Source organism: Arthrobacter sp. ov407 (assembly GCF_900102895.1).
Lineage (GTDB): Bacteria > Actinomycetota > Actinomycetes > Actinomycetales > Micrococcaceae > Arthrobacter.
Map to the genome: position 1 here is coordinate 40,291 of NZ_FNGD01000002.1, position 26,548 is coordinate 66,838.

The 26,548-nt window shown below is 66.5% G+C and carries 28 protein-coding genes; 6 read left to right on the forward strand and 22 right to left on the reverse strand.

Going from position 1 to position 26,548, the window contains the following annotated elements; genetic code table 11:
- The first annotated feature begins 104 nt into the window (after positions 1 to 104).
- A complete protein-coding gene (locus tag BLS42_RS02930) occupies positions 105 to 1,313 on the forward strand; it encodes an MFS transporter (RefSeq protein ID WP_090576229.1) in 1,209 nt (402 codons plus the stop codon).
- 156 nt (positions 1,314 to 1,469) lie between these two features.
- Here the strand turns inward: BLS42_RS02930 and BLS42_RS02935 are convergent, their stop codons facing one another.
- Positions 1,470 to 2,390 carry a cation diffusion facilitator family transporter gene (locus BLS42_RS02935; protein ID WP_090576232.1) on the reverse strand — a complete coding sequence of 307 codons (921 nt, stop codon included), beginning with the start codon at positions 2,388 to 2,390 and terminating at the stop codon, positions 1,470 to 1,472.
- A gap of 231 nt (positions 2,391 to 2,621) precedes the next feature.
- Between BLS42_RS02935 and BLS42_RS02940 the strand changes: the two genes are divergently transcribed.
- Entirely contained in the window at positions 2,622 to 2,891 is a 270-nt protein-coding gene (locus tag BLS42_RS02940; RefSeq protein ID WP_028277246.1) for a GlsB/YeaQ/YmgE family stress response membrane protein, read from the forward strand.
- A 174-nt stretch (positions 2,892 to 3,065) separates the two neighbouring features.
- Here BLS42_RS02940 and BLS42_RS02945 read toward each other — a convergent pair whose 3' ends face one another.
- The 4 genes from BLS42_RS02945 to infC all read right to left on the reverse strand — a co-directional run bounded on the left by BLS42_RS02945 (position 3,066) and on the right by infC (position 6,101).
- On the reverse strand, positions 3,066 to 3,962 hold the full coding sequence (locus BLS42_RS02945) for a TrmH family RNA methyltransferase (RefSeq protein WP_090576235.1): 897 nt from the start codon (positions 3,960 to 3,962) through the stop codon (positions 3,066 to 3,068).
- Positions 3,963 to 4,026: 64 nt separating this feature from the next.
- Positions 4,027 to 4,497: a 50S ribosomal protein L20 gene (gene rplT, locus BLS42_RS02950; RefSeq protein ID WP_018774438.1), complete on the reverse strand. Its 471-nt coding sequence runs from the start codon at positions 4,495 to 4,497 to the stop codon at positions 4,027 to 4,029.
- Positions 4,498 to 4,618: 121 nt separating this feature from the next.
- The gene (gene rpmI, locus BLS42_RS02955) at positions 4,619 to 4,813 is read right to left on the reverse strand and encodes a 50S ribosomal protein L35 (RefSeq protein ID WP_009358635.1); all 195 of its coding nucleotides are present in this window, start codon (positions 4,811 to 4,813) and stop codon (positions 4,619 to 4,621) included.
- A 115-nt stretch (positions 4,814 to 4,928) separates the two neighbouring features.
- Entirely contained in the window at positions 4,929 to 6,101 is a 1,173-nt protein-coding gene (gene infC / locus BLS42_RS02960; RefSeq protein WP_256336208.1) for a translation initiation factor IF-3, read from the reverse strand.
- A gap of 357 nt (positions 6,102 to 6,458) precedes the next feature.
- On the opposite strand from infC, the gene BLS42_RS02965 reads away from it, so the two are divergent.
- Positions 6,459 to 6,845, forward strand: coding sequence for a DUF1844 domain-containing protein (locus BLS42_RS02965; RefSeq protein ID WP_090576244.1), 387 nt, complete (start codon positions 6,459 to 6,461; stop codon positions 6,843 to 6,845).
- A 121-nt stretch (positions 6,846 to 6,966) separates the two neighbouring features.
- On the opposite strand, the gene BLS42_RS02970 is transcribed toward BLS42_RS02965, so the two are convergent.
- The 8 genes from BLS42_RS02970 to BLS42_RS03000 all read right to left on the reverse strand — a co-directional run bounded on the left by BLS42_RS02970 (position 6,967) and on the right by BLS42_RS03000 (position 13,266).
- Positions 6,967 to 8,280 (reverse strand): MFS transporter, encoded by a 1,314-nt coding sequence (locus BLS42_RS02970; protein ID WP_090576249.1) that lies wholly within the window; start codon positions 8,278 to 8,280, stop codon positions 6,967 to 6,969.
- A gap of 63 nt (positions 8,281 to 8,343) precedes the next feature.
- Positions 8,344 to 9,309: an SseB family protein gene (locus BLS42_RS02975; RefSeq protein WP_256336209.1), complete on the reverse strand. Its 966-nt coding sequence runs from the start codon at positions 9,307 to 9,309 to the stop codon at positions 8,344 to 8,346.
- 13 nt (positions 9,310 to 9,322) lie between these two features.
- Positions 9,323 to 10,069, reverse strand: coding sequence for a bifunctional 1-(5-phosphoribosyl)-5-((5-phosphoribosylamino)methylideneamino)imidazole-4-carboxamide isomerase/phosphoribosylanthranilate isomerase PriA (priA, locus tag BLS42_RS02980; protein ID WP_090576255.1), 747 nt, complete (start codon positions 10,067 to 10,069; stop codon positions 9,323 to 9,325).
- Positions 10,070 to 10,111: 42 nt separating this feature from the next.
- On the reverse strand, positions 10,112 to 10,270 hold the full coding sequence (locus BLS42_RS20110) for a hypothetical protein (RefSeq protein ID WP_176803138.1): 159 nt from the start codon (positions 10,268 to 10,270) through the stop codon (positions 10,112 to 10,114).
- Positions 10,271 to 11,020 (reverse strand): imidazole glycerol phosphate synthase subunit HisH, encoded by a 750-nt coding sequence (gene hisH / locus BLS42_RS02985; RefSeq protein ID WP_090576258.1) that lies wholly within the window; start codon positions 11,018 to 11,020, stop codon positions 10,271 to 10,273.
- Complete coding sequence (gene hisB / locus BLS42_RS02990; protein WP_090576261.1) at positions 11,017 to 11,640, reverse strand: imidazoleglycerol-phosphate dehydratase HisB; 624 nt, start codon at positions 11,638 to 11,640, stop codon at positions 11,017 to 11,019. The genes hisH and hisB overlap by 4 nt, the downstream gene beginning before the upstream one ends.
- A gap of 70 nt (positions 11,641 to 11,710) precedes the next feature.
- Positions 11,711 to 12,829, reverse strand: a complete 1,119-nt coding sequence (locus tag BLS42_RS02995; protein WP_090576264.1) for a histidinol-phosphate transaminase — start codon at positions 12,827 to 12,829, stop codon at positions 11,711 to 11,713.
- A gap of 68 nt (positions 12,830 to 12,897) precedes the next feature.
- On the reverse strand, positions 12,898 to 13,266 hold the full coding sequence (locus tag BLS42_RS03000; protein ID WP_256336210.1) for a LysM peptidoglycan-binding domain-containing protein: 369 nt from the start codon (positions 13,264 to 13,266) through the stop codon (positions 12,898 to 12,900).
- 431 nt (positions 13,267 to 13,697) lie between these two features.
- On the opposite strand from BLS42_RS03000, the gene lexA reads away from it, so the two are divergent.
- Complete coding sequence (lexA, locus tag BLS42_RS03005; protein ID WP_090577049.1) at positions 13,698 to 14,447, forward strand: transcriptional repressor LexA; 750 nt, start codon at positions 13,698 to 13,700, stop codon at positions 14,445 to 14,447.
- Between the two features lie 76 nt (positions 14,448 to 14,523).
- Here the strand turns inward: lexA and BLS42_RS03010 are convergent, their stop codons facing one another.
- Together BLS42_RS03010 and hflX are read right to left on the reverse strand one after the other, a co-directional pair.
- Positions 14,524 to 16,665 (reverse strand): ATP-dependent DNA helicase, encoded by a 2,142-nt coding sequence (locus tag BLS42_RS03010; RefSeq protein ID WP_305367287.1) that lies wholly within the window; start codon positions 16,663 to 16,665, stop codon positions 14,524 to 14,526.
- Positions 16,658 to 18,262 carry a GTPase HflX gene (gene hflX, locus BLS42_RS03015; protein ID WP_090576270.1) on the reverse strand — a complete coding sequence of 535 codons (1,605 nt, stop codon included), beginning with the start codon at positions 18,260 to 18,262 and terminating at the stop codon, positions 16,658 to 16,660. The genes BLS42_RS03010 and hflX overlap by 8 nt, the downstream gene beginning before the upstream one ends.
- A 574-nt stretch (positions 18,263 to 18,836) precedes the next feature.
- Here hflX and BLS42_RS03020 point away from each other — a divergent pair.
- Positions 18,837 to 19,451: a class I SAM-dependent methyltransferase gene (locus tag BLS42_RS03020; RefSeq protein ID WP_090576274.1), complete on the forward strand. Its 615-nt coding sequence runs from the start codon at positions 18,837 to 18,839 to the stop codon at positions 19,449 to 19,451.
- On the opposite strand, the gene dapF is transcribed toward BLS42_RS03020, so the two are convergent.
- The 6 genes from dapF to BLS42_RS03050 form a co-directional block, all read right to left on the reverse strand.
- A complete protein-coding gene (dapF, locus tag BLS42_RS03025; protein WP_090576277.1) occupies positions 19,432 to 20,388 on the reverse strand; it encodes a diaminopimelate epimerase in 957 nt (318 codons plus the stop codon). The genes BLS42_RS03020 and dapF overlap by 20 nt on opposite strands.
- Positions 20,389 to 20,481: 93 nt before the next feature.
- A complete protein-coding gene (gene miaA / locus BLS42_RS03030; protein ID WP_090576281.1) occupies positions 20,482 to 21,363 on the reverse strand; it encodes a tRNA (adenosine(37)-N6)-dimethylallyltransferase MiaA in 882 nt (293 codons plus the stop codon).
- A 150-nt stretch (positions 21,364 to 21,513) separates the two neighbouring features.
- Positions 21,514 to 23,136, reverse strand: a complete 1,623-nt coding sequence (gene miaB / locus BLS42_RS03035; protein ID WP_218122065.1) for a tRNA (N6-isopentenyl adenosine(37)-C2)-methylthiotransferase MiaB — start codon at positions 23,134 to 23,136, stop codon at positions 21,514 to 21,516.
- A 67-nt stretch (positions 23,137 to 23,203) separates the two neighbouring features.
- On the reverse strand, positions 23,204 to 23,674 hold the full coding sequence (locus BLS42_RS03040; RefSeq protein WP_256336211.1) for a regulatory protein RecX: 471 nt from the start codon (positions 23,672 to 23,674) through the stop codon (positions 23,204 to 23,206).
- Positions 23,675 to 23,867: 193 nt separating this feature from the next.
- Entirely contained in the window at positions 23,868 to 24,920 is a 1,053-nt protein-coding gene (recA, locus tag BLS42_RS03045) for a recombinase RecA (RefSeq protein ID WP_018774457.1), read from the reverse strand.
- Between the two features lie 240 nt (positions 24,921 to 25,160).
- A complete protein-coding gene (locus tag BLS42_RS03050; protein ID WP_090576287.1) occupies positions 25,161 to 25,397 on the reverse strand; it encodes a DUF3046 domain-containing protein in 237 nt (78 codons plus the stop codon).
- A gap of 41 nt (positions 25,398 to 25,438) precedes the next feature.
- Between BLS42_RS03050 and BLS42_RS03055 the strand changes: the two genes are divergently transcribed.
- Positions 25,439 to 25,963, forward strand: a complete 525-nt coding sequence (locus BLS42_RS03055; RefSeq protein WP_090576290.1) for a MarR family winged helix-turn-helix transcriptional regulator — start codon at positions 25,439 to 25,441, stop codon at positions 25,961 to 25,963.
- A gap of 42 nt (positions 25,964 to 26,005) precedes the next feature.
- Here the strand turns inward: BLS42_RS03055 and BLS42_RS03060 are convergent, their stop codons facing one another.
- Positions 26,006 to 26,458, reverse strand: a complete 453-nt coding sequence (locus BLS42_RS03060) for a helix-turn-helix domain-containing protein (protein WP_090576293.1) — start codon at positions 26,456 to 26,458, stop codon at positions 26,006 to 26,008.
- Positions 26,459 to 26,548 lie beyond the last annotated feature (90 nt).

The following is a 26,548-nucleotide window of genomic DNA, read 5'->3' on the forward strand; positions in this document are numbered from 1 at the left end:
CAGGACCCGTTACGGAATATTCGGCGCCCGCTCCCAGTTCTTAAAAACATATTTATCTGTCCGATCCCTCCGGACCTTCCCGGAAAATCTCCCCGAAAAGACGAATGACAACCACCACACTCGCCCCGGCGCCGTCCAAGACCGGCACCCGTCCCGTTACCCTGGCCATCATTGCCCTGGCAATGGGCGGATTTGGCATCGGCACCACAGAATTCACCATGATGGGCCTGCTCAAGGAGATCGAACAAGGCTTGAACATCAGCACGCCGGAGGCCGGTCACCTTATTTCGGCCTACGCGCTCGGCGTCGTGATCGGCGCGCCGGTGCTGGCCGCCGTCGGGGCCAAACTCCCGCGGAAGTATCTGGCCCTGGGGCTCATGCTCTTCTTCAGCATCGCCAACCTCAGTTCCTTCCTCGCCCCGGACTACGGCTCCATGCTGGTGTCCCGGTTCGCCGCGGGACTGCCCCACGGCGCCTTCTTCGGGGTCGCGGCCGTGATTGCCGCGTCCCTGGTGGCGCCGACCAAGCGGGGTTGGGCCATTTCGATGGTCATGGCCGGGCTAACGGTGTCCAACGTCATCGGCGTCCCCTTCGCTACCTGGCTGGGCCAGAGCTACGGGTGGCGGCTCCTCTTCCTGCTGGTCGGCCTGATCGGCATCATCACGCTCGCCATGCTGTGGAAGTTCGTCCCGTTCCAGAAACCGCACGCAGATGCCAGCTTCCGTCGAGAGCTCGGAGCGCTCAAGCGTCTCCAGGTATGGCTTGCCATCCTGGTCGGAATCGTCGGCTTCGGCGGTTTCTTCGCGACCTACACCTACATTGCGCACACTATGACGTCCGTGGCCGGCGTCCCGGCGCCCTGGCTGCCGCTGGTCGTGGCACTGTACGGCGTGGGCATGGTGGTGGGCAACATCGTTGGCGGCCGGATCGCCGATAAGTCCGTCATGGGCACGATTTACTGGGTGCTGCCTGGCACGGCTGTGGCGCTCGTGGTCTATGCCATTGGCGTCCATTGGGCCTGGTCAGCGCTGGTCATGGTGTTCGTGGTGGGCGCCGCCGGGTCCATGCTGGTTCCGGCCCTGCAGACCAGGCTTCTGGATGCGTCTCCCGACGCGCCGTCGCTGGCCTCCTCGCTAAACCATGCGGCGCTCAACGTGGCCAACGCCCTTGGCGCCTTCCTGGGCGGCCTCGTGATCGCCTGGGGCTGGGGTTACGTCGCGCCCGCGCTCGTCGGCGCGGTCCTTGCCGTGCTGGGGCTCGGGGTCGCTGCCATCAGCGGCGCCGTGGAACGCAGGCGGCCGCTGGCCTCCTAGCCGCCCCTTAGCCGCAGCAAGACGGCAGGCAAGGCGGCAGGCAAGGCATACAGGCTCAAACGAAACGGCAGTCCTGTCCAGTGGTGCACTGGACAGGACTGCCGTTCGCCTTAAGGACTGCCGTGAATCTGGGGCTGAGCCGAACTGACGGGCGACTCAAGGGGCACTGACGCGCTGCACGTCCGGTTCCAGGTAGATGACCCGGGCAATCGGGACGGCTTCGCGGATCCGGACCTCTGCGTCATCAATTGCCTTCGCAATGTCCTGGCCCGAGTCCGAGCGGCCGATGCTGATCTTGGCCGCCACCAGCAACTCCTCAGGGCCAAGGTGCATGGTCTTGAGGTGAATGATGCTGGTGCCGCCGGCTTCGATCGCGGTGCGGATCTTGGCGACGTCGTCCCGGGTGGCCGACTCGCCCAGCAGCAGGGACTTGGTTTCCATGGCCAGGACCACGGCGATCGCCACGAGCAGCAGACCGATCATCGCGGTGCCGAGGGCGTCCCAGATGCCGTTCCCGGTCAGGAGCGTCAGGCCCACGCCGAAGAGCGCGAACACCAGGCCCACAAGGGCGCCGAAATCCTCGAGCAGGATCACCGGGAGTTCCGGCTGCTTGGCGTTGCGGATGAACTTGATCCAGCTTTGCTTTCCCCTGAGGGGGTTGGATTCGATGATCGCTGTCCGGAACGAGAAGGACTCGGCAATGATCGCGCCGATCAGGACTGCAAGCGGCACCCACCAGAAGTCACCTTCGATGGCGTGCGGGTGCTGGATTTTTCCCCAGGCCTCATACAGCGCGAACAGGCCGCCGACGCTGAAAAGCACAATCGAGACGATGAAGGCGTAGACGTAACGCTCGCGGCCGTAGCCGAAGGGGTGCTCGGGGCTGGCTTCCCGCTGCGCGCGCTTACCGCCGACCAGGAGCAGCAGCTGGTTGCCGGAGTCCGCGAGTGAGTGGATCGCCTCGGCCAGCATGGATGAGGACAATGTCAGAAAGTAGGCGACGAACTTCAAAACGGCGATGGTCAGGTTTGCGGCCAGTGCCGCGAGAATCGCCTTGGTACCGCCATTTGCAGCCACGTGAGCTTCTCCTTGTGGGGTTCTTCCGGGGGTTTGCGCGAACACCGGAAGAACCCAGCGCCCACAAGGAATACGGTACCCGTTTCCGGGCCGCCGCCGCACCGCGGCAGGGACCAACGCGGCCAAGTAACGATTGGGTAGTCGCCTGCTGACAAGCAATCCGCCCTATGTTAGCTTGAAGCCATGTTCGGGATTCACAATTTGGATGCCGACGAATATGTAGGAGGAGACATGGGCTTTCTTGGCTGGATCATTCTCGGACTCATAGTAGGTGCAATCGTCAAGGCACTCTTGCCAGGCCGGGTCGGCGGCGGCTGGGTTACCAGCCTCGTGCTCGGCGTCGTCGGCGCAATTGTCGGCGGCTGGATCGGGGACCTGCTATTCGGCGGCGGCAAGATGGAATTCTGGAATCTCGGTTCCTGGCTCCTGGCCATTGTCGGCGGCTTGGCGGCCGCCCTCATCTACGGCGCCATCACAGGCCGCAATAAGACCACCACATAAGTTTCCACAGCACTGACCGCACACTTTGCGTGACGCGGCAGTCACAGTACGACGGCGGGGCCCACCTTTCGGTGGGCCCCGCCGTTGGTTTGCCCCGCAGTTGGTTTGCCCCGCCGCGTGTCTGCCCGCCCGCTGCCGGACGCGCCTGTTCCCTGCTGAACCGCGGGCCGACCCCTAGCCCGGCTGTTGCGAGCGGGCGCTGGCGTAGAGGCAGACGGTGGCTGCGGTGCCGAGGTTCAGGCTTTCCGCTCCCCCATAGACCGGGACGGCCACCCGGTGGTCGGCCAACGCGATCTCGTCCTCGGACAAGCCCTGGGCCTCGTTGCCGAACAGCCAGGCTGTGGGCTTTTCCAGCGCGTAGACCGATTCGGCGGCGGAGGACCCCAGGCGGCGGGCCGCGTTCTCGTCCTGGAGACGGTCAAGGTTCAGCTGGCCGTTCCCGTCGGCGGCGAGCACGCCGATCCCCCGTTCCTTGCAGCGGGCCACCAGCTCCGCCACGTCGGCGCCGAGGACGATCGGCAGGTGGAAGAGGGATCCCGCCGTCGAACGGACCGCCTTGGGGTTGTAGATGTCAACGCTGGAGGCGGTCAGGATGACGGCATCAGCGCCGGCCGCGTCAGCGGCACGGAGCACGGTTCCGGCGTTGCCAGGGTCGCGGACCTGACACAGGACCGCGACCAGCTGCGGGCCCGCGTCCAACACCTGATCGAGGCCAACGTCCAGGAAACCGCAGACCGCGAGAATGCCCTGCGGAGTGACCGTGTCCGCCATCGCGGCCAGCACTTCGTCAGTCGCGAGGAAGGCGGTGGTGCCCTCCGCAAGTGTCTCCAGGTCCGGGTGCCGGTCGAGGCAGGCCTCACTCGCGTAGACCTCATAGACGATGCCAGGCTCCCCCGCGGCAATCCGCTTCTGATGCAGCGTCAGGGCCTCCCGGACAGCCTGCGGCCCCTCCGCCAGGAACTCGCTGCGCTTTAAACGGGCCGGGCGCCCGGCAAGTTGTGCCACCTTCCTCACCCGATCAGCTCGAGGATTGGAAAGTGGAAAGTCTTGCGGGCGCCCGGTTTCGTTCATATAAGAACCTTAGTTGCTTTCGCAGCCGGTTCTGGAACGAAGCAGTCCTTCGACTACGGCAGAACTACTTTGCGGCCTCGGCGTCAGCCTTCTTGGCAGCAGGCTTCTTCGCGGGAGCCTTCTTGGCAGCCTTCGGAGCCGGAGCGGCCTCAGCCTGCACGGCCGGAGCGGACGTGTCGGCGGGCAGCGAGTCCTTGGCGACCTTGACCAGCGCGGCGAAGGCGTTGGCGTCGGAAACGGCAAGCTCGGCCAGCATGCGGCGGTCAACCTCAACCTCAGCGGCCTTCAGGCCCTGGATCAGTCGGTTGTAGGTCAGGCCGTTGGCGCGGGATGCAGCGTTGATGCGCTGGATCCAAAGACGGCGGAAATCGCCCTTCTTCTTCTTGCGGTCGCCATAGCTGTACACAAACGAGTGCAGCAGCTGCTCTTTGGCCTTGCGGTACAGGCGTGAACGCTGTCCACGGTAGCCCTTTGCGCGTTCGAGGATAACCCGGCGCTTCTTGTGGGCGTTAACCGCCCTCTTCACACGTGCCACGTGCGTACTCCTTAGAAATTTCTGATCCCAAGCATCTACTGCCGGAACGGTCCGGCTGGCCTGAGAAGCCTTTTTGGTAGTTGACTGCTGCCAGGTGGCGAACAGTCAGAGAACTTGGAACTTAGATGCCGAGCATCTTCCGGATGACCTTGGCGTCGCCCTTGAAGACGATCTTGTCGCCGGCAAGGCGACGGGTCAGCCTGGAGGACTTGTGCTCAAGGTAGTGGCGGCGGTTGGCCTGCTGGCGGCGCAGCTTGCCGCTACCGGTCAGCTTGAAGCGCTTCTTAGCACCGCTGTGGGTCTTCATCTTCGGCATGGGAACCGATCTCCTTACGTATCCGCAGAAAAGTCTGCAGCTCTTTCGTGCAGCCGCCCCTGCGGGCGGCATGCTGGTTGCCTACTGCCGGACATTGCTGTCCGGCAGCCGTGAACTAGTTGGTCTTCTTGGTGCCAGGCTTGGCGGCAGCCCGGGGGGCGGCCGGCCGTGCCGCGGGCTTCGGCGCTGAAGGCCTCGGCACCGGCTTCGGAGCAGCAACCGGCTTCGGTGCCGCCGCCGGAGCGGCTGCCTTTTCCTCCGGAGCCTTGGCCGCAGCGGACGGGGCCGGAGCGGCCTTCGGAGCCGCAGGAGCCTTGGCTGCTGCCGGCTTCTCGGCCACCTTCGGAGCCGCAGGAGCCTTCGCTGCTGCCGGCTTCTCGGCCACCTTCGGAGCCGCAGGAGCCTTCGCCGCTGCCGGCTTCTCGGCCGCCTTGGGAGCAGCCGCCTTCGGAGCTTCCTGGGCAGGAGCCTCGTCGGCCTTGGCCTCTTCGGCCGGGGCCTGCGTCGTCTCTTCGGCCTTGGCCTCTTCGACTACGGGGGCTTCTGCTGCCGGCGCCTCAGCCTCGGTCACCGTTGCAGGTGCCGCAGTCCGGACCTCGTAGCCTTCCGGAAGAAGATCGGCGAGCGACTGCGTCAGGGGTGCTTCGGGGCCGGAGGTGTCAACGCGGCCCGAGGCCTTGGCTTCATTCTCAGCCTTGGCTTCTGCGCGCTGCGTTGCGCGGCGGGCCTCTGCCTTGGCTTCAGCCTTGTTCTTCAGCGGGCCAACCACCATGACCATGTTGCGGCCATCGATCCGCGGGCTGGACTCCACAACACCAACTTCGGCGACGTCGTCGGCGAAGCGCTGGAGCAGGCGGATGCCCATCTCGGGGCGCTGCTGCTCACGGCCTCGGAACTGGATCATGGCCTTGACCTTGTCGCCAGCGCCGAGGAAGCGGAGCGCGTGGCCGCGCTTCGTCTCGTAGTCATGCGTGTCGATCTTCAGGCGGAAGCGGATTTCCTTCAGGACCGTGTTGGTCTGGTTCTTCCGGGCTTCGCGTGCCTTGACGGCGGCTTCGTACTTGTACTTGCCGAAGTCCATCAGCTTGCACACCGGAGGCTTCGCCTGCGGTGCAACTTCAACGAGATCAAGATCGGACTCGGCAGCCAAACGCAGGGCATCCTCAATACGGACGACGCCCACTTGTTCGCCTGCAGGGCCGACCAGCCGCACCTCAGGGACGCGGATACGCTCATTGATTCTTGGCTCGCTAATGTTAAAGCTCCTGTGTTCGTGAGGGTATTTCACCGGCAAAAAGAGAAGGCCCCCAATTGCCGGAGCAATCGAAGGCCTCGAGATCGGAGCTGCCGCCTCAATGGGGCGACATGCACTTCCTGCGGACCGGAGTCCGAGGTGGTGCCCGACCAGGTACCCGGCAACCTTGACTCCCAGAGGGAGGGGCTTCCCGAAGGAAGTTTCGCGGCTGACGCGGGTGGGAGAGAACTCCGCTTGCAAACTAAAGTCAACTCTACAGAAAGATACCCGTTCAACGCACATGTGCGTCGCCGGGCGACAACTTCGGGCCCTAACTTCAGCCAGAAGCACTGCATTCTATAAAAGCCTGAGAATAACGACATTCAGTCGGTCTGTGACAAGCTTACCAGCATGAGCACTTCAGACAGTAATTCCCACGGCTTCGAGCCCGCAGCCGCCCAGGCCGACGTCTCGCAGCAGATACGCGACATCTCAGAAGTCCCCGCGATCGAGGTCATCACCACGGCCGCCGTGCACCTGATGAGCGCCGCCGCGGTAAAGCTCGGCCTCGCCGCCGAGGAAAATGCCCAGGAACTCAAGGACCTGGACGAGGCCCGCAAACTGATCACCGCCCTTGCCGGCCTGGTGACCGCTGCGGCGCCGGAAATCGGCTCCCAGCACGCCGGGCCGTTGCGCGATGGACTTCGCTCGCTCCAGCTGGCCTTCCGCGAGGAATCCGTCATTCCGGATGCTCCGGGCAAGGGCCCGGGCGAGAAGTACACCGGCCCGGTCAACTAAACACTTTCGTCAGCTATATAAAAGCGGCGGCGGGCGGACCACTGAGGTCCGCGCGCCGCCGTCGTCGTTAACGCCTTGCCTTCTGGGTTCCGCGGGTGCCGCAGGCGGCGTCAGCGGACGGTCAGGCGTGGGCCAGGCGGCGACGCCGCACGTGCTGCAGGACGAGTCCCACCAGGCAGAGGGCCACGCCCGCCAGTCCCACGGACACGAAGCCGGCCGACGGGCCGATGAGGTCGATGAACAGCCCGGCAAGCGGCGCACCCAGGGCCACTCCGCCGGTGAGCGATGAACCGTACCAGCCCATCGCCTCGCCGCGTCGGCTCTCGTCAACCAGCTCGGCCACCTTTTCCGAGGCCGCGGACAACACCGGTGCGCACAGCAGACCCGGCAGCAACGAGAGCAGGCTCAGCGTCCAGACGTCGGTCGCGAAGGCCATCGGGATCGTCAGCGCTGACATCCCCAGCAACAGGAGGATCGGGGAAATGGGTCGGTGCATGGCGCCGTAGAGGATGCCGCCAACCACCGAGGCCGCGCACCAGAAGAGGAACACCATACCGATTTCTGCCTCGTGGCCGCCGGTCTGGAGGGCAGCGACGATGCCGACGTCGGTGCCGCTGAGGACCATGCCGGCACCGGCCGCGACAGCGAATACGGCGCCCACGGCGGCGGTGAACCAGCTGAAGTTGTGGATGACTCTGTGGCGCAGGCCGGAGCCCCGCTGGCGCCGTTCCTCGGCGGCGGCCGCCAGGGGTGCCAGCTCGGCTGCAGCCTCCTGCAGGTGGGCCGGGGCGGCGGCGACGACGGCGGCTTCCGCGCATTCCAGCTCCTGCGCCTCGAGTTCAGCGTCGGGGGAAGCGCTCCGGGTGGGCGGGTTGAACCACATGAGGAAGAGTCCCGCGACGGATGTGGCTACCCCCACCACTGTCAGGCCCAGCACGGACTGGCCGCTGGTGGCGACGACGGCTCCGACAGCGGGGCCGATCATGAAGACCAGTTCGGTGGCGATGGCGTCCAGGGTGAAGGCTGTACGGCGCTGTTCCCCGGGGGCCAGCACGCCGAGTGACTGCCGCACCACGCTGAAGATAGGCAGGGTCAGCAGACCCCCGACGAACACCAGGGGCAGCAGGACTTCGTAGGACACGTGCGGCACGATCGACCAGATCACGGTCTCGGAGACGACGGACGGAATGAGCGCCTTACGCAGCCCCACGGTGTCGACCCGGCGCCCGCGCCAGGGCGCCCCGACGGCGATTCCGATCGTCATCACGGCCGCGGCTGCGCCGGCGGCCGCGTAGCCCTGGCCGAGGGTCAGGACGATGTGCAGGGTCAGCAAGACGCCGGCCGCCGAGTGCGGTATGCGGGCGATCATGCCGACCAACAGGAGCCGCCTGATGGGCCGGACGGCCAGCAGCTGACGGTAAAGCGCGAAATTCACGAAACTACTTCCTTCTGGTACTGCCCACGGCAGCACCGGGAAGTCCCCCCGTTGGGCCGTCAGCTATGGTGCTGCGCGCTGCAGCTTGACCTCGATCGAATCAACCCGCTCGGCAAAGATTTCATTCCGGGCCCAGGCGTTGTTGAGGCCGGCCACGATGGACTGCACGCCGGCGGCGTCGAGCCCGTCTTCGAGGTAGAGGACCACACGGAGTTCCGGGCCGGCTCCCCCACCGGGGAGCCGCCTGCCATCGGCCGTTGCCGAGGCAACTCCACCCCCCGGATGAATTTCAACACGGCGGACCGCCGGAAAGCTAACCGCGCCCTCCCCGAGGGCTCCTACGAGGTCTGGATCGGCGTACGACGGCGTCCAGGTCTGCTGCTGGGCGAGTGCCCAAACCGCCGGCCGGCGCACCACGAACGTCAGTTCGGAGCCGGGATCGAGCACCAGCAGCTCGGCGCCTTCCGCGACCGCGGACAGGGCAGCCCTGGCCGCGTACACGGCGACCGGCCTGGCCTCCGAATGCCACGCCTTCAGTGACGCCGCCGAGGTGAACACCGGCATGGCCGTGCGCCCGTCCGGCGCCTTGAGCGTCACGAGGGCCATGTCTGCCTGTTTGTCGGAGCGAAGTTTGTCACCGTGCAGCTGGTCCCCGTGCGGGTGCGTGACGGCTTCGCCCTCTTCGGCGAGCTGGGCGACGATTGGCACGAATACCCGGGCGGTGGCGAGCGCGGCCACTACGGCCGCTTCGTCGCCTGTGCCCGCGGCGAGGTTGTCCAAAGCCGCCAGGTAGCCGGCGTCGGCGGTGCCGTCATCGTCCTCGAAATTGTGGATCTTTGCGTCATCGCCGGACAGGCTGCGGCCTGCCCAGGGTTGGCCGGCGGAGTCAGTGGCCCCGCCGGCGCCGGCAAGGGCGGCCGCGATGTGTCCGGGCAGGTGCCGGACGGGGCCAGCCCCGGGGCCCGGCTGCACTCCCTCATGGGGGTCGTGGGAGTCGTGGGGGTCTTGGGAGTCGTGGGTGTGCGTCATGGGCACTGACCCCCTAGCGGCGGCCGGCGGCGTCGAGGGCCTCGGGCAGTGTGAAGTTGCCGTTGTAGAGGGCCTTGCCGATGATGGCGCCTTCGACGCCCAGCGGCACCAGGGAACGCAGGACCAAGAGGTCCTCAAGGCTGGAAATGCCGCCGGAGGCGATCACCGGTTTGCCTGTCTTCTCGACCATTTGGCGCAGGAGTTCGACGTTGGGGCCCTGGAGCGTGCCGTCCTTGGTCACATCGGTCACGACGTACCGGGCGCAGCCGGCGTCCTCGAGGCGGCCGAGCACCTCCCAGAGGTCCCCGCCTTCCTTCGTCCAGCCCCGGCCGGCGAGGGTGGTGCCGCGGACATCCAGGCCGACTGCGATCTTGTCGCCGAAGCGCTCGATCACCCGCGCCGTCCACTCCGGGTTCTCCAATGCCGCGGTGCCCAGGTTCACCCGGGCGACGCCGAGATCGAGGGCTTTCTCGAGGGACTCGTCGTCGCGCAGGCCGCCGGAGAGCTCCACCTTGATATCGAGCCGTCCAACGACCTCGCGCAGGAGCTCGGCGTTGGAGCCACGCCCGAACGCTGCGTCGAGGTCGACCAGATGCACCCATTCAGCCCCCTGCTGCTGCCAATTGAGGGCGGCCTCCAGCGGGGTGCCGTAGCTCGTCTCGCTGCCTGCTTCGCCCTGCACAAGCCGGACGGCCTGGCCGTTGACGACGTCGACGGCGGGCAGAAGCTCAAGTACGGGCAGCGGGGTTTCGGTGGTCATCGTGGAGTCCTCAGCTTGGGGATGGAAGTTGGGAGCGGGCCGTCAGGACGCCGGCAGGGTCAGGAGGTAGGCGGCCAGCAGCGACATGCCGGCCAGGATGTAGAAAACGATCTGCACCCAGCGCGGACTTTTCTGCTGCCGGAAGGAGATCGCGCCGCCAACCAGCAGGCCGGCGACGCCCATGAGTACCAGGGACCACATCTAGGCGGTCCCTTCCGGGGCTGCGGTTTGTTCAGGGGAAGCGGGGCGCAGGCCTTGGACCCAATTGCGCAGCAGCCGGGCGCCGGCGTCGCCGGACTTCTCCGGGTGGAACTGGGTGGCGCACAGCGGGCCGTTTTCCACAGCCGCGATGAACGGGGCGCCGTGGTCCGACCAGGTCACCAGCGGCGCCGCCATCCGCGGCTGGATGACGTCGAAGTCCCAGTGCTGGACACCGTAGGAGTGCACGAAGTAGAAGCGCTCGCCCTCGACCCCGGCGAACAGTTTGGACCCTTCCGGGACGGAGACGGTGTTCCAGCCCATGTGGGGCACGACGTCGGCGGGCAACAGCTCCACCTTGCCAGGCCACTCCCCCATGCCCTCGGCTTCCGTGCCGTGTTCGACGCCGGCTTCGAACAGCACCTGCAGGCCGACGCAGATGGCCAGCACGGGGCGGCCCCCGGCGACACGGCGGCCGATCATCCGGATGGCGTCAACGGCTTTGAGCTCGCGCATGACGGTTTCGAAGGCGCCGACACCGGGGACGACAAGGCCGTCGGCGTTGAGGACGTCTGCGGGCTTGGAGCTGAGGATGACCTCGGCGCCGGCCCGCTCCAGCGCGCGCACAGCGGACCGGACATTCCCGGAGCCATAGTCCAGCACCGTAACGGTGGGCTTTCCCTCCGGGGACACCGGCTTGGTCGCGGCGGCGGGGTCGATGATGGCCCCGTCGCGGAGCAGCGGGCCGGTCACAAGGCACCCTTTGTGGACGGGATGCCCTCGACGCGGGGATCCGGTTCAACGGCTGCGCGCAGTGCCCGGGCAAAGGCCTTGAACTGGGCCTCGACGATGTGGTGCGGGTCGCGCCCGGCCGTGACGTTCATGTGCAGGCAAATCCCGGCGTGCAGCGTGATCGTCTCAAAGACGTGGCGGGTCAGGGAGCCCGTGAAGTGGCCGCCGATCAGGTGGTATTCCTGGCCTGCCGGCTCACCGGCGTGGACCAGGTAGGGACGGCCGGAGACGTCTACGACGGCTTGCGCGAGGGCCTCATCCAGGGGCACGGTCGCCTCGCCAAAACGGCGAATCCCGGCCTTGTTGCCCAGCGCGGTCCGCAGGACCTCGCCGAAGGTAATGGCCACGTCCTCGACGGTGTGGTGCACATCGATGTGGGTGTCGCCGGTGGCCTTGACGGTCATGTCAATCAAGGAGTGCTTGCTGAGGGCCGTCAGCATGTGGTCGTAGAACGGGACCGACGTGCTGATGTCTGAGACGCCGGTGCCGTCCAGGTTGATCTCGACCAGGACCGAGGACTCACTGGTGGTCCGTTCCATGCGTGCGGTCCGGCCCTCGGTGGTGGATCCCGTGTTGCTCATGTAGATGTGTCCTTTGGAAGAAGGCAGGGTGCTGGGCAGTCTGGCGGGGCGCTCGGGCTCCCCACCAAGTCTAGGCCTGCGGCTTTGCGGAGCCGTTCAGGATGCGTTCAAGGGCCTCAAGGAAGGCTGTGGTTTCTGTCTCAGTGCCGGCGGTCACGCGAAGGTGCCCCGGAATGCCGACGTCGCGGATGAGGACACCGGCATCCAGCATGCCCTGCCAGACTTCGTGGGGGTTCTCCAGGCCGCCGAAGAACACGTAGTTGGAATCGGAGGCGGCCGGCTTCAGGCCCAGCCGCGTCAGTTCCGACACGATCCGGTCGCGCTGGCGCTTGATGTCCTCAACGTCCGCCATGAGCGCTCCCCGGTGGCGCAGGGCAGCCAGAGCCGCGGCCTGGGTGATGGCGGAGAGGTGGTACGGGAGACGGACCAGGCGCAGGGCGTCAGCAACCTCCGGGGCCGCGGCCATGTAGCCGAGCCGCGCACCGGCGAGGGCGAAGGCCTTGCTCATGGTGCGCGAGACGATGAGCCGCTCCCGGCCAGGCAGCAATGTGAGGGCACTGGGCGTGCCGTCGTGGGCGAACTCGTGATAGGCCTCGTCAACGATCACGATGGTTTGACTGGCCTCGCCGGCGTCATAGACGGCCTCGACGACATCGAGCCCCAGCCCCGTGCCCGTGGGGTTGTTCGGGGAGCACAGGAAAACGATGTTGGGCTGAAGCTCGCGGACCTGCCGGGCCGCCGATTCCGCGCTGAGCCCATAGTCTGCCGCGCGGGCACCCACGATGTACTCCGTATCCGTGCCAGAGGCCAGCAGCGGGTACATCGAATACGTGGGAGGGAACCCGAGGGCCGTCCGGCCCGGGCCGCCGAATGCCTGCAGGACTTGCTGAAGGACTTCGTTGGAGCCGTTCGCGGCCCAAATATTCTCCGCTTCCAGGCCGTGGCCAAGGTATTCGGCGAGTGCTTCGCGCAATTCGGTGAACTCGCGGTCAGGATAGCGGTTCAGCCCGGCAGCGGCTGCGCTGACGGCTTCGGTGATCGCCGCGCGGACATCGGCCGGTACGCCATGGGTGTTCTCGTTGACGTTGAGCAGGATGGGGACGTCCAGCTGCGGCGCGCCATATGGACGCAGGCCGCGCAGATTGGTCCGGAGGGGCAGTCGGTTGAGGCGCTCAAGCTGGTCAGTCACTTGACCAGTTTAAGTGGTAGCGGGACGGGCGCTGAAACTGTGACGCCTGCGACTGCGCTTGACGGATGTTACTTGGACGGGACGAACAGCTGCTGGCCCGGCATCACAGGCGCGGCGTCCAGATTGTTCAGCTGCACGATATCGGCCACAACATCGCGGGGATCGCGCTCCGGAGCCACGGACCCTGCAATGGCCCAGAGGGACTCCCCCTGCTGCACTGTGACGGAAACCGTCGGCGTCAGCGAGAGCTGGTCCGCGGAATCCGCCGCTTTCGCGGGAGCGTTGAGGAATCCGCTGAACGACAGGATGAACGCCGCCAGCAGGATCAGCGGGACACCGAAGAAGACGAAGCGTCCGCGCCTGGTGAGCCGCAGCGGTGCCTGCTTCGCCCGCCCGCCGGAACCCGCTGCCGTCATCCCTTGCGGTGCCGGCGACATCGGGGAACTGCGGTGGTGATTCGTGACGCCTAGAACAAAATTGCCGTGAAACGCGCTTGAAGCTGACATGAACTGAGCCCTCCTGGACCATACGGTGCCGCCCGGCGTACTTCACGTACTCGCCGCCAACCGGCCGAACCTTCGAACATAGAACCGAATACCGGATCCGAAGCGTGAACCGCGAAATCGAACACATATTCGAACCTTGCTTGTTCTGTTTTAGCACTTACTAACGAACGATGTCGAGACTCGCTAGAACAAATGTTTGAAAAAGCCGTGCGGCTGGCCTATTTTTGAGGGACAGGACAACCGCGATGAACTCCTTCTGTGAGTTCATTCGTAGTTGATCAGCAGGGTCTGACATTTCAGGCCGGAAGTTCCCGGTGACAGCAGCCACGGCCGCCGGGCGGAACGGAAAGGCGTTGGCGAACATGGCAGCACAAGCCACCGGCGGCAGGGCCACCTCACGGAGCCCGCAGCCCGCCCGGGCCCCCAAGAGCCTCACCGTCCGGCAAAAGAAAATCCTGGAGACCATCCAGCGGTCCGTCACCGACAAGGGCTACCCGCCCTCCATGCGCGAGATCGGCGACACTGTCGGTCTCGCCAGCTTGTCGAGCGTGACCCATCAGCTTTCCCAGCTCGAAAAGCTCGGTTACCTGCGGCGCGATCCGAAGCGCCCGCGGGCCATGGAAGTGCTCATGCCGCTGACCCTGGACGAGGGGACCACGGCTATTTCGGGTGTCGAGAAGTCCAGCGGCCTCCGGGCCGTCGGCGGTCTGTCAGTGACTGAGCTCGCCAGCGCCACTGACACGGCAATGGTGCCGCTCGTCGGACGCATCGCGGCCGGCGGGCCCATCCTCGCGGACCAGGTGGTGGAGGATGTCATGCCACTGCCCCGCCAACTCGTGGGCCATGGCGAACTCTTCATGCTCAAGGTGGCCGGCGACTCGATGATCGACGCCGCCATCTGCGACGGCGACTGGGTGGTTGTCCGCCGCCAGGGTGATGCCGTGAACGGCGACATCGTGGCAGCACTGTTGGACGACGAAGCCACGGTCAAGACATTCCGCCAGCGGGACGGCCACACCTGGCTGCTGCCGCAGAACACCCAGTACGAGCCCATCCTCGGCGACCACGCCGTCATCATGGGCAAGGTCGTCTCGGTACTGCGCTCCCTTTAGCCACCCCGGGCCACGCCATGACCTAGTGGCCACCCCACGGCCGATTTCCGGCGCGGGGTGGCGGCCAGCCTGCGATCTATTCTTTCGCAGAGTCCTTCGCCAGGCGCTCCAGGGCAGCCAGGGCTATCGACGCATCGGTGGTGGGCCAGAACGGCGGAAGCGCGGCACGGAGGAATCCGCCATAGCGCTCCGTCGACAGCCGCGAGTCCAGCACCGCCACCACGCCCTTGTCCGACGTCGAGCGGATCAGCCGCCCGGCGCCCTGCGCGAGCCGAATCGCGGCATGCGTCGCCGACACAGACATGAAGCCATTGCCGCCGGCCTGGGCCACGGCCCGGGAGCGTGCCGTCATCAGCGGATCATCCGGCCGCGGGAAGGGAATCCGGTCAATGACCACCAGCCGGCAGGACACCCCAGGAACGTCGACGCCCTGCCAGAGGGACATCGTGCCGAACAGACACGTGTCCGGCTCGTCGGCAAACTGCCGCACGAGCGCCGTCATGGTCGACTCGCCCTGGCACAGGATGCTGAGGCCCAGCCGGGGCCGCATGGCCTCGGCTGCTTCCTCGGCCGCGCGCCGCGAGGAAAACAGGCACAAGGCGCCGCCGCCGGAAGCACGGATCAGCTTCTCGAGTTCATCCAGGGCCTCGGGGGAAGTCCCGCGGCCGGGTTTGGGCAGGTGCCGGGCGACATAGAGGATGCCCTGCTTCGGATAGTCGAACGGGGACCCGACGTCGACGCCGGTCCAGCTCGGCGCGCCATTGCCAACGAGGCCCAGACCGCCGGCCGCAGGCTCGAAGGCAGCGCCGATGGCCAACGTGGCCGAGGTCAGAATGACGGTGTGGTCCGCGAACAAACCCTCGCGCAAACGCCCCGCGACACTCAACGGCGCAACATTGATCAAGGCCGGCGCGCTCTCGTCCGGCTGGGAGTACCCCTGCGCCGGGTCGAAGCTGCTGTTGCGGGAGAACCACACTACTTCGCGGTTTTCGCGTGCGGCCAGGAGTCGTTCACAGAGTTCCAGAATGACCATCAGGCGTGACCGGGCCAGCTGGCGTCCGCCGTCGGCCGACACGGAGCTGTCGCCCTTCGAATCGGACAGGGCGGCTCGGCACGCGTCGCGTAGCTGGTCGATGCAGTCCAGCTGCTCGGTATTCAGGCCGTTGGGCATCAAACCGCTGGGGACGCCGTCGATGGCCAGCTCCAGGTGGGCGGCGGCATTGTTCAGCGCGTCCACGGTGATGCCCGTGTGCTTCCGGGCCCCGGACGCGGCGGCGTGCACCATAGCCACGGAGAGCTGGCCGGAGACCGCGCCGGTGACACGGTCCTGGAGTTCGTGCGCCTCGTCCACCACCACGACGTCGTACTCGGGCAGCACCGCCAGGCCTTCGAAGGCGCTGACGGCGAGCATGGCGTGGTTGGTGACCACGACGTCGGCATCGGCGGCGTTCTGCCGTGCCAGCTCGCTGAAGCATTCGGCCGCGAGCGGGCACTTCTGCGCGCCGAGGCACTCCATGGAGGTGACCGAGACCTGGCGCCAGGCCCGGTCCGTGACGCCGGGCATGAGCTCGTCGCGGTCCCCCGTCGCCGTCTCCTCGGCCCATTCGCGCAGGCGGACGACTTCCTTGCCCAGCTGGGAGGACGGCCCGCCAAGTGCGGCGGCGAAATGCGGCACACTCGTGTCCTCACCGAGGGAAAACAGCTGTCCCTCGGAGGGCTCTTCGGACGGGAAACCGCCCTCGAGTTTGTGCCGGCAGACGTAGTTGGACCGGCCCTTCACCAGGGCGACCTTGACGGGCCGTTCCAGGGCAGGGGTGATGGTCTTGAGCAGCCTGGGCAGATCCCGGCCCACAATCTGCGTCTGCAGCGCCAGCGTAGCGGTGGAGACCAGTGTGGGCTTGTTGCTGGTCAGCGAATGGGCGATCAGCGGAATCAGGTAAGCCAGTGATTTGCCGGTGCCGGTGCCAGCTTGGACCAGCAGGTGGTCGCCGCTGTCTATCGCGCGCGCCACCTGCCGGGCCATTTCGTGCTGGCCATCGCGGCTCTGGCCGCCCATGCCGGACACGGCACGGTCGAGAAGTTTAACCACGAACTCCTCGCCGGCCGCACCCGCAACCAAATCGACGCCGGCGTCGGCCGATTCAACGTCCGCAGGTTCGGCGTCGGCCGATGCGTCCGCGGGTTCAGCGTCAGCCCTGGTCACCGCAGCCTCAGTCATTGCTGATGAAGGGATCCAGTTCAGCGGCGAGTCCTTCGCGCACCATCACCACGGCACGGGTCCCGGTTTCCTCGTGGTCGAGGCTGAGGATCTCGGCGTCGGTCTCGTGGAGCTTGCTGAGCAGGTCCCCGCGGTTGTACGGGATGAGCAGCTCAAGCTTCACGCTGGGCCGCGGAATGCCCTCGCTGATGGCCTTGAGCAGCTCCGGAATGCCTTCACCGGTGCGGGCCGAGACCACCACGTGGCGCGGCTCGCGCTGCTTGAGCCTCTCCACCACGAACGGGTCCGCGGCGTCGGCCTTGTTCAGGACAATGATTTCCGGAACCTTGCGCGCGTCGACTTCACTGAAGACCGTCCGGACAGCGGCGATCTGGCCTTCCGGATCCGGGTGCGAGACGTCCACGACGTGCAGGATCAGGTCCGAGTCGGCCACCTCTTCCAGCGTGGAGCGGAATGCTTCCACGAGCTGGGTGGGCAGGGACCGGACAAACCCCACGGTGTCCGCCAGGGTGTACCCCAGCCCGTCAGCGGTTTCGGCCTTGCGGACGGTCGGATCCAGGGTGGCGAACAGGGCGTTTTCCACCAGGACCCCGGCGTCGGTCAGCCGGTTCAACAGCGAGGACTTCCCGGCGTTGGTGTACCCGGCGATCGCTACCGAGGGCACGGCATTACGACGGCGGTTAGCCCGCTTCGTTTCCCGGGCGGGCTTCATGGCGGCGATTTCCCGGCGCAGCTTGGCCATCCGGGTGCGGATCCGGCGGCGGTCCAGTTCGATCTTGGTTTCACCGGGACCACGCGAACCCATGCCGGCGCCGGCGCCGCCCACCTGGCCGCCGGCCTGGCGGGACATCGACTCGCCCCAGCCACGCAGGCGCGGCAGCAGGTATTCCAGCTGGGCCAGTTCCACCTGCGCCTTGCCTTCGCGGCTCTTTGCGTGCTGCGCGAAGATGTCCAGGATCAGCGCCGTGCGGTCAATGACCTTGACCTTGACGATGTCCTCCAGGCCGCGCCGCTGGGACGGGGCCAATTCGGCGTCGACCACTACGGTGTCGGCGCCGGTGGACATCACGATGGCCTTCAGTTCCTGCGCCTTGCCGGAGCCGAGGAAGGTTCCGGGATCGGGCTTGGCCCGCCGCTGGACGAGCCCGTCGAGGACCTCGGAGCCGGCTGTCTCGGCGAGGGCCGCAAGTTCGCGCAGGGAGTTTTCGGCATCCGCGAGGGTGCCTTCGGTCCAGAGTCCGGCCAGGACGACGCGCTCAAGGCGCAGCTGCCGGTATTCGACCTCGGTGACGTCTTCGAGTTCGGTGGACAGGCCCGCCTTGCGGCGCAGCGCGTGGCGTTCCTCAAGATCCTGCTGGTCGCCGTCGAAGTTGGTGTACACCTCGTCCAGGCGGGAGATGGCCTGTGCCTTGCCGAGCACCGACGTCGGGCCGCTGGTACTCGCACCGGCGCCTCCGTTGGCTCCGGAGCCGCCGCCACGGCCTGCGCCTGGGGCGGGGGTGTCCTTGGACAGGATCCGGTCGATTACAGCCTGGATCTCCTCAGGACTCATGTCCTGGGCGGCTGAATCGGGTCCGGTGTTGGGGTGGCTGGTCATGGTCTCCTTTAAGGGTTCGGCACTTTCAGAATAGTGCCGATTGTTGCTCTGTGGGGCGGTATTCGCGCTGGGCTGACGGCGGGGGGTCATACAGGCCTCCTGGAATGCCCGCGGCAACGGTGCCGGGGGCAGGGCTGGCTCCGTCCGGAGCGGTGGCTGGGTGAGGGTAGAGGCGGCAATTGCGCCTGGCCGTGGGGAACCCTGGCTGTGGGGAACCCCGGTTGTGGGAAACCTTGGCTGTGAGAAACACAGGCTGTTAGATACACAGTGAGGTAGGTGCCGTCCGCCGAGCCCGGCCCGGCAACGCGCCAAGGAGCACGGTGCCAGCAACACAAGGTGTCTGGGAAAGCGGCTGGATTCCAAGTGATGCGGGCGCCCGCGGGTGAGAAGACTCACCATTGCGATGGCGCGCTCAGCGGAAGGCGTTTACCTGCGTCGCTACGGAGTCGCTAAAGGACGGGACGGAGCCCGTGCCGACTACTTGGAGATCAAGATCATGTTTTTTAGCCTAGCAGACGCCAACGCTCCTACCCGGTTTCCCATTCGGGCGGGCCGCCAACTAATCTGGCCCATTATGGAGTCTGCACACTATTTCAGCGCCCAGCCCGCTGGGCCCTTCACCCGCAAGCCGCTCACCGTGGATCTTGCCGGTGAAACGCGCCGGCTGCAGACATCTTCAGGGATCTTTAGCCCGGACGGGATCGACAAGGGGACGGCCGTGCTACTCGCCGACGTCCCGGCTCCGGCGCCGCAGGGCAACCTGCTGGATATCGGCTGCGGCTGGGGACCGATCGCCCTGACCATGGCCCTGCGGGCACCGCACGCCCACGTCTACGCGGTGGACGTGAACGAACGCTGCGTGACCCTCACCAACGAAAACGCCGGGCTGTTGGGGCTGACCAACCTGACCGCCAGCACGCCGGACGCCGTGGACCCCGAACTGCGCTTTGACACCATCTGGTCCAACCCGCCGATCCGGATCGGCAAGGATGAGCTTCACGCCCTCCTGCGCCTGTGGATTCCCAGGCTGGCGTCGGGTGGATCGGCCTGGCTCGTGGTCCAGAAGAACCTCGGCTCGGATTCGCTGCAGCGCTGGCTGGCGGCGGAGCTCGACTCCAGCTTCAGCGTGACCCGGGAGAGTACGTCGAAGTCGTTCCGGATCCTTCGGGTCAGGAAAGCGTCCCGCTAGCGACGATCACGGCCGGGCCGCTGAGTTCGACGTGTTCGTGCCCCTCCGGGCCCAGGAAGAATTTCACGCCGACGACGCCGCCGGGGACGTGGACGTTCCACGCGTCCGGTGCGCCCTGGCCGGCCCAGTGGCGGATGGCGACGGCGGCGGCGCAGGCGCCGGTGCCGCATGACTGCGTCTCCCCCACCCCCCGCTCGTGGACCCGCATGGTGATGGTGCCCGTGCCGTCGTGGACCAGTGGTTCGGACGGCACAACGAATTCGACGTTTGTCCCGTGCGGCGGCGTCGGGTCCACCCGGGGGGCCGTGAACAGCTGCGTGGCCTCGAGTTCGGCCGTTTCGGCCAGGGCAACCACTGTGTGCGGGTTGCCCATGCTGACGGAAAGGGCGGGCCGGGCGACTTCGAGCCCCTCGGCGCTGACGAGCGAATCCATGGCCCGTGCGGTGGCCTCGCCCGGGAAAATGAACTCCCAAGGACCCATATCCACGGCGTAGCCCGCAGCTGTCCGGACGATTGTCTTGGCACCGCCCCGGGTTCCAATGACGAGGGACTCGCCGGCTGGAAGGTCCACGAGGCCTTCGGCGATGAGGAAGTGCACAAAGACGCGGACGCCGTTGCCGCACATCTCAGACAGCGAGCCGTCGCCGTTGCGGTAGTCCATGAACCACTCGGCGTCGGGGTGCGCGGCCAGCAATTCCTGCCCCTCGGGCAGCAGCCGGGAAGGGACGGCCCGGATCAGGCCGTCGCCGCCGATGCCGCGGTGCCGGTCGCAGAGCGCGGCGACGTGCTCAGGGCTGAGCGAGAGTGTGCCGTTGGGGTCTGCGATCAGGACAAAGTCATTGCCCGTTCCGTGGCCTTTCGAGAACTTCAGGCCGGCGAGGGCGGCGGTGTCTCCGGCAGCGAGGTGGTCAGCGGCCGCGGCAAGGGTTTCGTCCATGGTCCAAGGTTACAGTTCGTTTCGCGACCGGTTGCACTTCGTTTCGTGGCCGGCGGGATGGAAACCGTGACACCGACCTCAGCGGCCGAATGCCTAGCGGCACAGCGCCGTGGCCTTCGCCAGCAGCCCGGGGTCCTGCCAGTCGAGCCAGTGGATGCGGGGGTCGGCGCGGAACCAGGTGAGCTGGCGGCGCGCGAACTGCCGGGTCGCGACGATGGTTTCCTCGGCGGCCTGCGCCGGGTCGGATCCACCGTCGAGCACCTTGAGGAATTGGGCGTAGCCGAGGGCACGAGGCGCGGTCCGGCCGAGCCGGAGTCCGGCGGCGTCGAGTTTGCGGACCTCGTCGAGGAGCCCGCTGTCCACCATGGTGTGGACCCGGCGGGCGAGGCGATCCCGGAGCTGTTCCCGGTCCACGTCGAGCCCGATTTGCACGGCGGGCTGGAAGTACTCGCGGGTGGGCATAAACGAGCTGAAAGGCCGCCCGGTCAGTTCGAACACCTCAAGCGCGCGGATGATCCGGCGTGCGTCCCCGAGCCGGCCGGCCGAGACCGGGTCCACGGCCTCCAGCCGGGCCCGCAGCGGCGCCGGTCCGGCGGTTTCCAGTTCCGCTTCGAGCCGGCTCCGGATGGCAGGGTCGGTGCCCGGGAATTCCAGCACGTCCAGGGCGGCACGGACGTAAAGCCCGGACCCGCCCGCCAGGATGGCGCGTTTGCCCCGGGCATGGATGCCGGCAATGAGCTCACGGGCCTGCTGCTGGAAGTCCGAGACGCTGGCTTCCTGGGTCACATCCAGGATGTCCAGGAGGTGGTGCTGCACCCCCCGGCGTTCGGCCGCTGTGATCTTGGCGGTGCCGATGTCCATGCCGCGGTAAAACTGCATGGAATCGGCGTTGATGACTTCGCCGTCGAGTTCCAGTGCCAGCGAGACCGCGAGATCGGACTTGCCGGAGCCCGTAGGCCCGACGACGGCGATCACCGGCCGTGCCGGTCCTGCACTGTCCGGTCCTGCGCTGTCCGGTCCTGCACTGTCCGGTCCTGCGCTGTCCGGTCCTGCGCCGTCAGGTGTGCCGCCGGCCGCCGGGGCCCCCGCTTGGCCGGCAGCGGGGCCTTGCTGAGCTGTCACAGGCTAGCGGCCGCGGACGGGGAGTGTGGGCATGCCCAGGGACACCCCGGTGCCGCCGGAAGCGGATCCCGGCGCGGGCGCCCCGCAGGAGTCGGCTTGCGACCTGTCCCAGGCGTCACCGGCACGGGACCGGCGCAGGCTGTAGTCCTCCGCCGATGCAGGGTCGGAGATGAGGTGGAACGCTGCGGCCTCTGTGATGGTGACGGTCACGAGGTCGCCGGGCCGGGGCACCTCGGCCCCGGCGGGCACGGAGAAGTGCACCAGCCGTTGGTCCTGGGACCGGCCGGAGAGGCGGTGGGTTTCCTGAGCCTTGCGGCCCGACTGGGCTGTCACCATGACCTCGACGCGGCGGCCGAGCTGCCTGGCGTTTTCCTCTGCGGCGATCCGGTCCTGCAGGGCCGTGAGGCGCTCAAAGCGTTCCTGGACCACGGCCTTGGGCAGCTGGTCCGGCAGGTCGGCGGCGGGCGTGCCCGGTCGCTTGGAGTACTGGAAGGTGAAGGCGGTGGCGAACCGGGACTTCTCCACGACGTCGAGCGTGGCCTGGAAGTCCTCCTCGGTCTCGCCGGGGAAGCCGACGATGATGTCCGTGGAGATGGCGGCGTGCGGGATCTTCTCACGGACCTTGTCCAGGATGCCGAGGAACTTGGTGGAGCGGTAGGACCGTTTCATATCCTTGAGGACCTTGTCCGAGCCGGACTGCAGGGGCATGTGCAACTGCGGCATGACGTTGGGGGTCTCGGCCATGGCGTCGATGACGTCGTCCGTGAAGGCGGCCGGGTGCGGGCTGGTGAACCGGACGCGCTCCAGGCCCGGGATGTCGCCGCAGGCGCGCAGGAGCTTGGAGAACGCCTGCCGGTCGCCGAATTCGACGCCGTAGGAGTTCACGTTTTGACCCAGCAGAGTTACTTCGATGGCGCCGTCGTCCACGAGTGCCTGGATTTCGGCCAGGATCTCGCCGGGGCGGCGGTCCTTTTCCTTGCCCCGCAGCGCCGGGACGATGCAGAAGGTGCAGGTGTTGTTGCAGCCCACGGAGATCGATACCCAGCCTGAATAGACGGAGTCCCGCTTGGTGGGGAGAGTGGAGGGAAAAACATCCAGCGATTCGAGGATCTCCAGCTGGGCCTCGTTGTTGTGGCGGGCCCGGTCCAGCAGCGCCGGCAGGGCACCGACATTGTGGGTGCCGAACACGGCGTCCACCCACGGCGCCTTCTTGAGGATGGTCTCCCGGTCCTTCTGTGCGAGACATCCGCCGACGGCGATCTGCATCCCCGGGTTGGCTGCCTTGACCGGGGCGAGGATGCCGAGGTTGCCGTACAGCTTGTTGTCGGCATTCTCGCGGACCGCGCAGGTGTTAAAGACCACGACATCGGCCAACTCACCGGCGGAAGGAACGTAACCTGCGGCTTCGAGCATGCCGGCCATCCGCTCGGAATCGTGCACGTTCATCTGGCAGCCGAAGGTGCGCACCTGGTAAGTGCGGGGCTGGGCCGACCCGGAACTTTCCGTCGCGGCCGCCGGGTCTGCAGCGAAGGTCGCAGGCGCTGCTGGCGGCACTGCCGGAGACGGTGCTGGAGTCGCTGCGGGAGAAGTCGTGCTGGCCGCTGGGGAGGGAATGGTAAAACTCACTTGTTAAGGGTAACGGGTAAGGGTAACGGGCTGTGGCCGGGCCTGCGTAGACCCCGGATCGGGGGCCTTATTCCCCGACTCCGGCACGGCCGGTGACGGCGTCGAGTACCTCGCCCACAATCCGGAAGGCGAGCGAGGGCTGGTATCCCTTGCGGGCCAGCATTGACGCGAGGCGGCGCGTGATCTTGTCTCGCTCCGCCCGGTCTTCACCGCCGGTGAATCCCCGCAGCTTGCGCTCCACGAGCTCACGGGCCGCCGATTCTTCGTCGGCGTCGCTAACTTGTTCCAGGGCGCCGGCGGCGGTTTCCGGGTCGATGCCCTTGTCCGCGAGTTCGCGCCGCAAGGCCCCCTTGGCGAGTTTGCGCGTTTGGGACCTGCTGCGGACCCACATGTCGGCGAACTCGGTGTCGTCAACCAGCCGCACTTCCTCGAAGCGGTCCAGGACGGCCTCGGCGACGTCCTCGGGAACGTTGCGCTCGGCCAGCTTGCGCGAGAGCTGCAACCGGCTCTTGGGCGAATTCGTCAGCTGCCTCAGCACGATGGCGCGAGCGACCGCTGCCGGGTCCGCGTCCGGATCCAGTTCCGGAGACGGTGCCGCCCTTGAACCGCGGGAGCCGCGGGACCCCCGGGTCCCGCGGGAACTGCGCCCGTGGGAACCGTCATGCGGGTCGGCAGCGCCGTCGGGGTCAGGGTTCCTTGGACGGAACCCTGACCCACGACTCGCTCCTGCGTTAGAAGCCGTCAACGGCCTTCAGCTTCGGCGACTCTTCGGTTTCGGCCGGGGCCTTGACACCGACGCCAAGCTTTTCCTTGATCAGGCGCTCGAGTTCGGCCGCCAGCTCCGGGTTGTCGCGCAGGAAGCGGCGGGAGTTCTCCATGCCCTGACCCAGCTGGTCGCCATCGTAGGTGAACCAGGAGCCCGACTTCTTGATCAGGCCGTGCTCGACACCCATGTCGATAATGCCGCCCTCGCGGGAAATGCCCTGGCCGTAAATGATGTCGAACTCGGCGATCTTGAAGGGCGGGGCCATCTTGTTCTTGACGATTTTGGCCTTGGTGCGGTTGCCGACGGAATCCGCGCCCTCTTTCAGGGTCTGGATCCGGCGGACGTCGATGCGGATGGAGGCGTAGAACTTCAGCGCCTTACCACCGGTGGTGGTTTCCGGTGAGCCGAAGAAGACACCGATCTTTTCGCGCAACTGGTTGATGAAGATGGCAGTGGTTTTCGTCTGGCTCAGGCGGCCGGTGATCTTACGGAGGGCCTGGCTCATCAGGCGGGCCTGCAGGCCCACGTGGCTGTCGCCCATGTCGCCTTCGATTTCCGCGCGGGGAACGAGGGCGGCCACCGAGTCGATGACAATGACATCGAGGGAACCCGAACCGATGAGCATGTCCATGATTTCCAGCGCCTGCTCGCCGGTGTCCGGCTGGGAGACCAGGAGCGCGTCGGTGTCGACCCCCAGCTTCGCGGCATATTCCGGATCGAGGGCGTGTTCGGCGTCGATGAAGGCTGCGATGCCGCCCTGGCGCTGGGCGTTGGCAACGGCGTGCAGCGCGACCGTGGTCTTACCGGATGATTCCGGACCGTAGATTTCCACCACGCGGCCGCGGGGCAGGCCGCCAATTCCCAGGGCGACGTCCAATGCGATGGAGCCGGTCGGGATGACTTCGATGGGCGCACGGACTTCATCGCCGAGGCGCATAACCGAGCCTTTGCCGAACTGCTTGTCAATCTGGGCAAGCGCTGCGTCGAGCGCCTTCTGGCGATCCGGGGCTGCGGCCATGATTCACACCTCTAATACTTTCTCGCTGTGGAGTGGCCCTATAGGCCCTTCGTCTGTCATCACTGACGCTACTGGCACCCTCCGACAAAGTTGTCGCGGGATCCGCATATGTGGAAAACCACGCATGTGGAAAATTCTGCATGGGAAAAGCTCTGAAAAAAGCATATCGCTATCCGAACAGATATTCGAACAAGCGAGCGGCGTGTCAGGCGTCACCTCATGCCAGCGGCGTGTCAGGCGTTAGCGCGGTCCCGTGGTGTCGCGGGGTTTGACGTCCCGGCCCAACCGGCGCTCCGGCGGGACGTCCTGGACGTCGCACAGGGCAAGCCACACCTGGCGGGGAGGAACGCCCGCGCTGAGGGCCTGGTCCGCTGTGCGTCCCCCGACCCCGGCCAGGACCAGCGAGCCGCTCAGGACGTGGGAGTACCCCGCACCGAACTCGTCGTCCATAAGCCGCCAAAAGTCACTAATTCGCACGAGTAAAGTCTCTCACGGCCTAGGACTCTAGAATGGTTGCCATGAGCAACCCAACAGAGTCCGCGGGAGATTCCTCTCCCGGAACCGCCGGCGCGGACGCCGCCCTGGACGCCGTCGAGAACCAGTTGAGCCTGCTCTGGCGCCGGGGCCGGTCGATTTCCCATCAACTCTCGCGCCAGGTCCACCCGGACATGGAACCCGCCGCCTACGGGTTGCTCAGCGTGATCCGCAAGCAGGGCCCCATCAGGCTCACCGATCTCGCATCCTGCATCGGCGTCGGCAAGCCTTCGGTGAGCCGTCAGATCGCCTTCCTCGAGGGCCTCGGCCTGATATCGAAGGAAGCGGACCCGCTGGATGGCCGGGCGCAAGCCATCCGCCTGACGAGCGAAGGGGAGGAACGGATGCACCAAGTCCAGGACGCCCGGCGTGAGGTGTTTCGGGAACGCCTGTCCGAGTGGCCGGCTGAGGACCTGCAGGCTCTTGCCATGTACATGGCGAAACTCAATGCCACCTACGAACGCGATGGGTTCCCCCGGGACGAACACGTCAAAGGACCCCCGGCCTGAGCCGGAGGTCCTTTTCTTGCGTCTTGGGTGGTGAGTTGGCGTCTAGCGAGCTCCGGAAAGGAGGCCCTTCGCCAGCTCGTCGTTGAGGTCGGAGTTGATCTCTCGGTCGAGATCGCGGCCGTAGCGCTGCGCGAACTCCTGGGGGACGGTGTCCGGAACCGCGACGCCCTCGGCGACCGCAACGCGGTCGCTGACTTCGCGGAGCATGCTCGAGAGCGGAACATCGAGGGCCGAGCAGATCGAGGACAGCAACTCCGAGGAGGCTTCCTTCTGGCCGCGTTCCACTTCGCTCAGGTAGCCCAGGGAAACACGGGCACTGTGCGAGACTTCCCGGAGCGTACGGCCTTGGCGCTGGCGGACATCGCGCAGGACATCACCGATTTCGTGACGTAGTACAACCATCTTGCGCTCCTTCTGTTCGCTCTTGGCCTGATCGGCGAGGCCCACATCCTTCCAGCGGACAACGCCGTTTACGGATACGGGCTGCTTTACCATCTGTATCGCCTTGCTCCTCGTACTGTCGAGTCCGCCGGTGGGGCGGACTCTGCTGATGATTTCATCCTAGGCGCCTCCCTTATTTGGAAG